7 protein-coding genes are annotated in these 11,394 nt (G+C 43.2%); 2 read left to right on the top strand and 5 right to left on the bottom strand.

Annotation, left to right across the window (positions count from 1 at the left end; translation table 11 throughout):
- The first annotated feature begins 72 nt into the window (after positions 1–72).
- Positions 73–1,008 carry a carbon-nitrogen hydrolase family protein gene (locus tag B3O12_RS09435; protein WP_189629811.1) on the top strand — a complete coding sequence of 312 codons (936 nt, stop codon included), beginning with the start codon at positions 73–75 and terminating at the stop codon, positions 1,006–1,008.
- A 56-nt stretch (positions 1,009–1,064) separates the two neighbouring features.
- Complete coding sequence (locus B3O12_RS09430) at positions 1,065–3,623, top strand: M14 family zinc carboxypeptidase (protein ID WP_286756114.1); 2,559 nt, start codon at positions 1,065–1,067, stop codon at positions 3,621–3,623.
- A gap of 177 nt (positions 3,624–3,800) precedes the next feature.
- Here the strand turns inward: B3O12_RS09430 and trxA are convergent, their stop codons facing one another.
- The 5 genes from trxA to B3O12_RS09405 form a co-directional block, all read right to left on the bottom strand.
- A complete protein-coding gene (gene trxA / locus B3O12_RS09425) occupies positions 3,801–4,136 on the bottom strand; it encodes a thioredoxin (protein WP_189629813.1) in 336 nt (111 codons plus the stop codon).
- A 96-nt stretch (positions 4,137–4,232) separates the two neighbouring features.
- Positions 4,233–8,528: a DNA polymerase III subunit alpha gene (gene dnaE / locus B3O12_RS09420; RefSeq protein ID WP_286756113.1), complete on the bottom strand. Its 4,296-nt coding sequence runs from the start codon at positions 8,526–8,528 to the stop codon at positions 4,233–4,235.
- Between the two features lie 206 nt (positions 8,529–8,734).
- Positions 8,735–9,088 carry a hypothetical protein gene (locus tag B3O12_RS09415; RefSeq protein WP_286756112.1) on the bottom strand — a complete coding sequence of 118 codons (354 nt, stop codon included), beginning with the start codon at positions 9,086–9,088 and terminating at the stop codon, positions 8,735–8,737.
- A gap of 183 nt (positions 9,089–9,271) precedes the next feature.
- Entirely contained in the window at positions 9,272–9,415 is a 144-nt protein-coding gene (locus B3O12_RS18785) for a transposase (protein WP_414706593.1), read from the bottom strand.
- Between the two features lie 678 nt (positions 9,416–10,093).
- Positions 10,094–11,071, bottom strand: coding sequence for a hypothetical protein (locus tag B3O12_RS09405; RefSeq protein ID WP_286756110.1), 978 nt, complete (start codon positions 11,069–11,071; stop codon positions 10,094–10,096).
- Positions 11,072–11,394: the final 323 nt, after the last annotated feature.

The raw sequence follows: 11,394 nt of genomic DNA, 5'->3' as shown, positions 1-11,394 counted from the left end.
GTAAATCTGTTTTGCTTTTCATTTTCTCGGCTTTTGATCAAAAACAGATCAATATTCGATAATTTGACCTCCATGAAGGCGTATAAGGTGGCTATAGTTCAGGCGTCTCCGGTCATTTTCGATTTGGAGGCCACATTACACAAGGTGGCAGAATGGGCGAATAACTGTGCCAGGCAAGGGGCACGTTTAATTTTGTTTCCTGAAGCATTTGTTTCGGCCTATCCAAGAGGTTTGAGTTTTGGCACTGTAGTGGGGAGTAGAACACCTGAAGGCCGAGAGCTTTGGCAAAGATACTGGAACTCCTCCGTTGCGGAAGGTGACCCGGCTTGTCAGCGATTGGCTAGAATTGCCAAAGAAGCTCAGGCTTATCTGGCAATTGGGGTAAATGAAAAAGACACTACTTCGGGAACTCTCTATTGTAGCATGTTCTATTTTTCGCCTGCCGGAAAATTCTTGGGTAAACACCGTAAAATTAAGCCTACCGGGCAGGAACGTGTAATATGGGGTGAGGACGATGGCTCTACACTGACGACCTTAGACACTCCGCTGGGCAAAATAGGTGGCTTAATATGTTGGGAAAACTATATGCCTTTGGCTCGAATGGCCATGTATCAAAAAGGAGTTCAGCTCTACTTGGCTCCTACGGCCGATGCTCGAGACAGTTGGCAACATACCATGCGGCACATTGCGTTGGAAGGCCGGTGTTATGTTTTAGCGGGCAATCAATATGTGATCAAAAGCAATTACCCTGAAGACTTACAGGCTACTGATGAAATGAAAAAACAACCCGATAGTTTATGCCGGGGAGGTTCGGTGATTGTGGGGCCTTTAGGTGAATTGATAGCCGGGCCACTATGGGACAAAGAAGGAATACTAACCGCTGAAATTAATTTAGGCCGAGTTACAGAAGCAAAACTAGACTTTGACCCAATTGGCCATTATCATCGACCCGATTTGTTTAACTTAAGCGTCAGAAATCAACCCGAAACAATCAAAGTTGACGAGTGATAAACGACTGTTTTCGGTTAGTTCTCACCATTCTTACCTATTCACAACCAAATGCTATGAAATACAGAGGTTTCTTTATTGTTGTTTTACTTTTTGGTTTAGGCTTTTCGGCCAAGGCCCAAAGTGATTATTTCTTTCCCCCAAATGCCAGGTTCGACAAGAGTATTCCGACTCCTGAGGAGTACCTTGGATATCCTATTGGTACTTTGCACACAAGGCACGATGCCATTGTAGGCTACCTGCGTGAACTGGCCAGAAGATCGCCCCGGGCTCGATTGGATACCATAGGTGAGACCTATGAGCATAGGCAGCTCGTGGTACTTACAGTGAGCAGTTCAGCCAACCTCAATAATTTAGAAAATATTAGAAGAAAGCACCTTGAACTGGTAGATCCTACCAAAACCATTACTGATTTTTCGGATCAGAAATCTATTGTAATGTTGGGTTACAACGTACATGGCAATGAGCCGAGTAGCTCAGAGGCCGCCTTGCTTACGGCCTATTACTATGTGGCCGGATTGCATGCCGAGGTACGGCAAGCTCTGGACGAAGCCGTTCTCTTAATTGACCCGGCTTTTAACCCTGATGGCAGAGACAGGCACAGCACCTGGGCCAATGCCTATCAGGGGAACCCCCTGGTTTCTGATCCTGTAGATGCTGAACATAATGAAGCTTGGCCCGGAGGCCGCACCAACCACTACTGGTACGACTTAAATAGAGACTGGCTTCCTTTAGCTCATGTAGAGAGTCAGGCACGCATAGATTTTTATCATAAATGGTACCCCAATGTGGTAACCGACTTTCATGAAATGGGCACCAACTCTACTTACTTCTTTGAGCCAACAAAACCTTTCGGTTCGGAAAACCCTGTAGTACCAAGAGATAATTATGACGGGCTGAACAACCTTTTTGCTGGGTATTTTCATGAGGCTCTTGACGAGATAGGCTCTTTGTATTTCACCAAAGAGCAGTACGATAATAGCTACCCTGGTTATGGGTCTACTTACCCCGATATACATGGCGCTCTCGGTTTGGTTTTTGAACAGGCCAGTTCTCGAGGGCACTTGCAAGACTCGCGCATGGGTAAAGTGGCTTTTGCTTTTACTATCAAAAACCACCTTACCTCAAGTTTGGCTACGGTTCGTGCTTCCGTGGCAGAAAAAGCTACGCTTTTGGCTCATATGGAAAACTACTTTGACTCTGCTCAAAAAGAGGGAGAACAAGCCGGTGGAGGCTGGGTTTTTGGAGACCCTTATGATGACGGACGAAACCAGGCTTTTGTAGATCTTTTGTTGAGGCATAAAATCAAAACCATTGCCTTGAACGAAGATATTTCGCTAGGTGATAAAACATTCAAGAGGGGGAAGGCATTTTATGTACCCAATGCTCAAGGGCAGTATAGAATGGTAAGGACCATGTTTGAAAAGGTAACTACTTTTTACGATAGCATTTTTTACGATGCTTCGGCTTGGACAACCGCCTTGGCGTACAATATGCCTTATGAACAGTATAATGGAAGAAATGAACTGAGGGGAGCGGTTTTAAAACGAAGCGATTTGCAGGGAGAATATGCCAGTGTGCCCAGGGCGGAATATGCATACCTCATAGAGTGGAACGAATATTATGCTCCTAAGGCGCTAAACTACCTTTTAGACAAAGGGCTATATGTGAACTCTGCCTTTAAACCGTTCAGCATTGAAACGCATGAAGGTGTACGCGAATTTGGATACGGTACACTCATGATTCCTGTAGCAAGACAGGAAGCCAATAGCAATCTGGTGCACGCCTACATAGAGGAGGCCACTGAAATTGCGGGCGTTAAGGCCTATGCGGTATCTTCCGGTTACAGTGCATCCGGTATTGATTTAGGCAGTGGAAGTTTCGAAACTATTCAAAAGCCCCAGGTTCTTATGCTCATTGGGCCGGGAACAAGTAGTTATGAAGCCGGAGAGGTGTGGCATTTATTGGACTCCAAGGTGGGCTTACCCATTACAAAGGTATGGACAGATAATGTTGGACGTATTGATTGGAGCCAATACAACACGTTGGTACTGGTTTCAGGCAACTACTCTTCGCTGGGTGAAAACACCATAAATCGGATAAAGCAATGGGTAAGAGAAGGGGGCACGCTCATTACGTTGAGAAGTGCCACCAGTTGGGCAGTGGCCTCCGGTTTGGTAAACGAAAAATTTGCAGAAGGCCCAAAGAGAGAAACACCCGAACGAATGGATTATGCCACCGCCAGAGATTTTAGAGGTTCAAATGCTATTGGCGGTTCAATGTATATGGCTGATGTAGATATTACCCATCCTTTAGCTTTCGGGTACACCAGCAGAGAGCTCCCGGTATATAGAAACCATAGTATTTTTATGGCTCCAAGTGCCAACCCCTTTAGCACCGTGGTGAGGTATACAGAAAACCCTCTCTTAAGTGGCTATGTGCATAAAACCAATCTTGAAAAACTAGGAGGAACAGCTTCTCTTCTGGTGAATGGTATAGGCAGAGGTAATGTTATCCTTTTTGTAGATAATCCCAATTTTAGGGGAATGTGGTATGGCACAAATAAACTGTTCCTCAACGCCATATTTCTTGGCAATTTAGTAAGTAGGCCTTAGCAAAACAGTTTATTACTGATAATGCAAAAAGAGGCTGTCTCATAAGCTTGGCGAGCGTTACCCGAAACTTACTGCCTTTCGGTAGACAAGTTCAGAATGACGAGTTTTAGAGCTTTTGAGACAGCCTCTTTATATTTAGTTTATTTAAACTCTGTATTAAATCCGGTATCGGTAAGTTTATACTTCAGTGCCTATTTGGGCTTCTAATTTACCGGTCAATACGCTTTTTGGAACGGCTCCAATCACGTTGTCAACTACCTGGCCGTTTTTAAAGAATAAAAGAGCGGGAATAGATCTAATTCCGTATTTGATAGAAAGTTCCTGGTTAGCATCTACATCGAGTTTAGCTACAACAGCTTTATCGGCATACTCTCCTGCAATTTCCTCTACTACTGGTCCCACCATTCGGCATGGACCACACCATTCTGCCCAAAAATCAACTAAAACCGGCTTGTCCGATTTTAAAACTACTTCTTCGAAGTTCGACTCGTTAAGTTCTACTGCTTTTCCCATTTATGATTCGTTTTATTATTTGCTGTTGATACACGGATTTTACATCAAAAGTAAATAAAAAGTTCCTAACGCAAACCCGAAAATAATTAACCGGCCTTATACTGTGATGAGGCTAGCTCCTTCGCAATGTGTTTTTAAGGCTTTTATGAGCGTTTGATTCGCATCGATTTTAACCTTTCTGGAGATTAGCTCAACGCTTATATTTTCCTCTTTGTCTATGAGCTCAACCTTAAGCATCCGATCGCCCTCATTTTGCCTGGTGAGTTCCATAATGGTTTCAATAAGCTCCTGATCAACCAGTCGGGCATTTAATTTCACATAAACACCCTTGGTGTTTTTTTCCCTCAACTCACTGAGTAGTGAGATACTCTGTGTTTGAAGCTCCCAATCGTCAGGAGTAGGGTTAATGGCCGGGTTTTCCTGAATTTCCTTTTTCTTGCGCCAATTGAGTTCAACCCTTCCGCGTATGTATAGAAACTCTCCGGGACGTAAATAGGGAGCATTGCTAATGTATTTTTCGCCCATAAGAAACAGCTCCGTAGAACCATTATAGTCTTCTATACTCACCACTCCAAAGGGTTTCCCATTCTTGGTCTGGCCATTTCTTACAGAGTTTACAATGCCACCGATGGCAATGTCCTGATTGGGGTATTTATTAATGTCAGAAATGGGTTTACAAAACGAATCGAGCTCAATTTCGAACTGATCTAGTGGGTGCCCTGATACATAGAAGCCTATTACTTCCTTCTCCAGTTTGAGCTTTTGCATTTGGGAGAAAGGCTCAATTTCCGGAACCCGGGGTAGAGGAGTGGCTACTGCACTTTCGCCTCCAAAGAGCGACACTTGGGCCGCGTTTTTTTCGGCCTGCATGGCGTTGGCGTAGCGTATTACCTTTTCTATTAGCGATTGCTCACCATCAGGAGCTTCCAGATACTGTCGTCTGTGGTATTCTTCAAAACAGTCAAAGCCTCCGGCCTGGGCCAAGGCTTCAAAGTTCTTTTTATTAACAGCGCGCAGGTTTACTCGTTCGGCAAAGTCGAAAATGCTTTTGTAAGGGCCATTTTCTTTGCGCTCCTGAACAATCGACTCAATGGCGGCCTCACCAACTCCCTTAATGGCACCCATTCCAAAACGAATTTCACCCTTAGCATTTACAGTGAATTTGTAATTCGATTCATTGACATCTGGCCCAAGTACGGGCACTCCCATACGCTGGCACTCTTCCATAAAGAAGGTTACCTGCTTGATGTCGTTCATGTTGTTGCTGAGTACTGAGGCCATGTATTCAGCAGGGTAATGAGCCTTTAAATAAGCTGTTTGAAAAGCCACATAGGCATAACAGGTGGAGTGCGATTTGTTGAAGGCATAGGAGGCAAAAGCTTCCCAGTCTCTCCATATTTTCTCCAGCTTATCTTCCGGATGACCCTTGGCTTTGGCTTGTTCTACAAACTTGGGCTTCATTTTGTCAAGAACCGCCCTTTGTTTTTTACCCATGGCCTTTCGTAAAACATCGGCCTCACCTTTGGTAAATCCTGCAAGTTTTTGCGAAAGCAACATAACCTGTTCTTGGTAAACTGTAATACCATAGGTTTCTGCCAGGTATTCTTCCATATCTGGCAGGTCATAAGTTATGGGTTCATCGCCATGCTTTCTACGGATAAATGAGGGGATGTACTCCAACGGGCCGGGTCTGTAGAGTGCGTTCATGGCTATGAGGTCTGCAAACTCGGTAGGTTTGAGTTCCTTCATATACTTTTGCATTCCGGCCGATTCGTACTGGAATATGCCTACTGTTTCTCCTCGCTGAAAGAGTTCATACGTTTTTTTGTCATCTAACGGAAATTCGTCAGGCACCAAATCTACGCCATGCCTTTCTTTTACGTTTTTAACAGCGTCTTTGATCAGGGTTAGGGTTTTAAGCCCCAAAAAGTCCATTTTTAGCAGCCCGGCACTTTCTACCACGGAGTTGTCGAACTGGGTACACCACATGTCAGAGTCTTTGGCCGTTGCCACCGGGGCAAACTTGGTGATGTCGTCTGGTGTAATGATTACACCGCAGGCATGAATACCGGTGTTTCTTACAGAACCTTCAATAACTAAAGCCTGATTGACCGTTTTGGCCTCCAGATTATTGCCTTGAGCTACTTTTTTAAGTTCCTGAGCCAACAGAATTTGCTCCGACCTTAGCTTTTCTTTGAGTTCTCGCTCGCTAAGGCTAAACAGTTTCTGAAGTTTTATATCGGGTACGAGTTTGGCAATGCGGTCGGCATCAGGCAGCGGAAGTTCCAAAACTCTGGCTGTATCTCTAATGGAAGATTTGGCAGCCATGGTACCATAAGTAATTATTTGGGCTACCTGGTTTTTACCATACTTGTCTATAACGTAATCTATTACGCGTTGGCGTCCTTCATCGTCAAAGTCAATGTCAATATCGGGCAGTGAAACCCTGTCGGGGTTTAGAAAACGCTCAAAAAGGAGGTCATACTTAATAGGGTCTACGTTGGTAATGCCAATACAATAGGCTACGGCCGAACCTGCAGCCGAACCCCGCCCGGGGCCAACAGAAACGCCCAGTTCTTTGGCTTTATTGGTAAAGTCTTGAACAATAAGGAAGTAACCCGGATATCCCGTTCTTTCGATGGTGGCTAGTTCGAAGTCGAGACGCTCCTTGATTTCCTCGGTAATTTCTCCATAGCGTTTTTTTGCACCTTCATAGGTGAGGTGTCTTAGGTAAGCATTTTCACCGCGCTTTCCTCCGTCTAGGGCATCCTCTTCATGTTGAAATTCTGCCGGGATTTCGAATTTGGGAAGAAGCACGTCTCGGGCGAGTTCGTACGCTTCAACCTTTTCTACAATCTCATTGGTATTGGCTATGGCTTCGGGTATATCCGAAAAGAGCTTCTTCATCTCCTCGGGAGACTTTATGTAGAACTCATCGTTCGGGAAGCCATACCTGAATTCTCTACCGCGTTTGCCAATGTATTTTTTGGGTTTGTTTACAGACTCAGCATCTTTTACACAGAGCAAGACATCGTGGGCAGAAGCCTGGTCTTTTACGGTATAGTAAGTATTATTGGCAGCGACATATTTCACCTGATGCTTTGCACATAGCTCCAGAAGAATTTGGTTTACGTGATCTTCTTCAGGAATACCGTGGCGATTTATCTCGGCATAAAAATCTTCTCCAAAATGATCTTTCCACCATACAAAAGCCTCTTCGGCTTGAGTCTCACCCACATTCAGGATTTTGTATGGTACTTCACCCCAAAGTCCACCAGTGAGAACAATGAGATCGTCTTTGTATTGGAGTAAATCGTTTTTGTCAATCCTTGGAACATAATAGAAACCTTCAGTAAAAGCTATAGAAGATAGTTTTACCAGGTTGTGATAGCCATTTCGGTTTTTAGCCAGTACAACGGTTTGAAAGCCATTGTCCTGAACGCTTTTGTTGGAACGGTCGGCACAGATGTTGAACTCGCAACCAACTATGGGTTTAATTTCTGCGGCCAATGCGGCACTAACAAATTGAAAGGCTCCCATCATATTGCCATGATCGGTAAGGGCCACGGCTGGCATGCCCATTTCCTTTACTGCATTGACCAGGCTGTGAATGTCTGATACGGCCTGGAGAATAGAGAACTGTGAGTGCACATGGAGGTGAGAAAAGGGGACCTCTTTAAGTTCATTCAGGCCTTCTTTATCTACTTTGAGCCGCCCGGAATCAAGACTTTCCAGTTCTTCTTTTTTGGCAAAGTTGGCTTCGTCTAGCTGAGGAGCTTCGTAGATAATTTCATGTAGTTTAATTCCCTGTGCAGGAGGCACTACTCCCTCTTTGAGCAAGCCAAAGAAGCAGCGGGCAGTAGCATCCACATCATATGCAGCATCGTGTGCATCGTCAAACCCTTTGCCAAAGAGCTTCTGATGCAGTTCGGTAAGGGTAGGCCACTTGTATTGGCCACCACGACCTCCGGGAATTGCGCAAAAATCGGTAGAGACTAGTTTGGTGTCCAGAGGCTCCAGAGGCTCCAGGGCATTAGTTAAACCGGCTCTCAGAAATTCAGAACCTACTATGTTATAGTCGAACTCTATGTTGTGTCCTATACCGAAGCTGGCTTCTTTAATGTCTTCCTCGAACATGGCCAGCACTTCTTTAATGTCGAGCCCTTCTTCCAGTGCTCTTTCGGTGGTTATGCCGTGTATCTGAACGGAGTTGTAGGGTATGGTAAAGCCATCAGGTTTAATAATCAGGTTTCTATTCCTGATCAGGTTTCCACGCATGTCGTGCAATTGCCAGGCAATCTGAACCAGTCGTGGCCAGTTCTCAAAATCAGTGAGAGGAGCGTTATAGTTTTGAGGTAAACCGGTGGTTTCGGTATCAAATATCAGATACATAGAGACTTAGTTCGATGGGTTGTTTATACACTGAAACTAAAGAACTAAAGTAAGGAAAAAACATTTTTACAGTTCTGATAAGAACTGCCAACTTGACTGGATTTCTAATTTTCTTCAAAGAAATGAACACATTCCTAAAATATTCGAATACCTTGGAATCGCGTTTTTCTTTTATTCGAATGAACACTACCGTATTCGTGTTCATGTCAGAAAATGGTTAATGCTTCACGATTGTAATCATTGGCGACATTCAGCGCCCTGATCTTACGGTCATCTGAGAGTGCATCACCCATGAAGTCCATGCTCCATGTGTGGTTTGGCATGCTCGGAACGTTTAAACGCTCCTTAAAGCGATTAGGAAGGCGTTTCTTATGCTTCCTTATCATCTTCAGATTCATGAGCCTGTAGACTCGCAATACCTTGCTGCGGCTCCACTCATAGCCCTGCTGACGGATCCTGCCGTAGTAGGTATCAAACCCACGGGTAGGCAGTTGTTCAGCTAGTTCTGTGAGCTTATCGATAACCGGACGATCATCACGCGTACTCTTATAGTACCACATGGATCGAGCGAAACACAGCACCATACAGACCCTTCTTATGCTCTGTTGGTAGGTCTGGATCAGATGCTCACACATTTGCCGCTTGACAGCAGGGCTTACCACTTTTTTGATAGCACGTCTTTAAGCATCACGTTATCCAGGCTCAGCTCAGCGTACATCTTTTTCAGTCGCGCGTTCTCGTCTTCAAGCTCTTTTAATCGCTTCGATTGGCTGGCCCATACCTGAATACTTCTTTCTCCAATTGTAAAATGTACCCTTGTGAATACCCATTTCTCGGCAAATGTCCTCGGTCTTTCGACCTTGTTCATTCTCTTTTAGAGCCTTGATGATCTGGCTCTCTGTAAATTTTAACTTTTTTCATTTTGACAGTTTAACGGTACTAATTTGTTCTTTTTTAAACTGTTTGATTTTTAAGTAAGGCTACCTAACTGGTAAGGCTTCATCCGGCATTGTCGGAATGAAAAATTCGAAATCGAAGTTCATCATTAATTATTCGAATTCGAAAGGTTTTGCTACAACTTCTAATGTTGTGTCATGAAAAGGAAATACAAAATGTCGATATTCAGCAAAGAGTTCATCTTTATGGTATGGGTGAACTCTATTAACCGACTTAATTTTTTCAATAATTTCTGATTCACTCACTTCTACAAATTTTATAGGAGTTAGGCCGTATTCCGGATATCTGTGTCCCGAAATGGCCTCTTCATTTGGATATCCAAAAGTAAATTGAAGGACAGAATTGAAATTTAATGTTCCTTTATCTCAGAGTCCAATAAATAGAAAGAGACTTTCAGATTATGTTCGTCCGCGTTGATCTCTGGCATAGTTCCACCGGGATCAATATTCATTGGTATTTCAAGTTCAATTAACTTCATCCTCATTACACACAGCGACCAACTAAAATCCGTAGGTTTACACTTTCAAAATGCTCCGAGATATCTATGCCAGATACATCTCGCAAATGCCTCAGTAAGCCTACGGATTTTAGGGCCTGTTATATTCATGTTATTTGTTTTCTAGGGACTTGATTTTCTCCTTGAGTTCGTCAATTTCAGCGTTTCTTGATTCGAGTTGCTCTAGTCGTTCCATAAGTTCAATTTGATAAAGAGTAAGTTCCTCGATCTTCTTCAAAAGTCGCATATTCATATCACCAAGATCAATTCCGTTCTCACCAATTTCAGTAGCGGATGGAATTTCAGGAAGGTGTTTGTTTTCCATTATGTATTCCTTCGTTTCCTTGAGAGTTCGTAGTTTATAGTCAGGTTCAAAAACATAATCAGGAGCGGGTATGTTCAAATCTACTTTAACCTCTTTGGCGTGAATATTTCCGTTCACAGTCAATTCAGAATCTGGATTCTTTGTGCCGATTCCAACTTTTCCATCGTAAGTAAATCTTGTATTAAAAACTTGATTGCCTGTTAGGATATCAATGTGCTCGTGCCAAGCACTATCGTTAACAAAATCAATGGACTGATGTTTTGTTACATCAATTTTTGCCTGAAGTTTGAGTGTTGTGTTTTTCCAATCTGATTCGTTAGCGGTTCTAATCGAAACAAATTCAAGTTTCTGACGGCCGATATCGATTTTGGCTCCTAATTCATAATTGTTAAGAGTGTTTCCAACAGCAGGTGCATTGATATGAAGATTCCCATTTATTTGCTGGGTTCCAGTATTATGTAATACTTTAGTCCAAGTTCCAATCCCACTTACACCTGTGCTTCTAAAGTATAGAGTTGGAACGGTATTGTTATTCTTAATTGCTATCTGACCATTGTACCTATAATTAGAATTGTTACTACTGTGGTTCATGTTTATCCCCCAGAACCAACCTGAACCTTCAGGAGCATTGGCAGCTCCGTTACTTTGTATGAAGGCACTCTTCCAAAGTAGATTCCAGTCAGTAGTTGTAATTGGATCTTCAAACTCTTGGGCAAATGATGCTAAAGGAAATATACAAATGAGGAAAATTGCAATGTGTTTCATATTTTTTTGGTTTAAGGCAGTGCCCTGTCAATAAGCACTAATTGAATATAACGTTATGTATCAGTCATAAATATGACTTTTATTTTTCTATAATATAAGATTTATGACTTATAGCCACCAAATACAGCTGCTATAAGTCAATAGCATCATCTTTTAGGTTTAATATATCGAGCGGTGATATCACTTGATCTATTCCATTATTTGAAATGTGTGTATACGTCTCTGTCGTCTGGCTAGAGCTGTGTCGCAGGGCTCTTGTATATATCGTAAATTAACCTGAGTTCGATGTACGAAAAAAGCGTCATGCCGGAAAAACAGGCCTT

Source organism: Roseivirga sp. UBA838 (genome assembly GCF_002296035.1).
GTDB classification, from domain to species: domain Bacteria; phylum Bacteroidota; class Bacteroidia; order Cytophagales; family Cyclobacteriaceae; genus Roseivirga; species Roseivirga thermotolerans.
The sequence above is the reverse complement of the archived record's forward strand: the minus strand, read 5'-3'. Positions and strand labels throughout refer to the sequence as shown.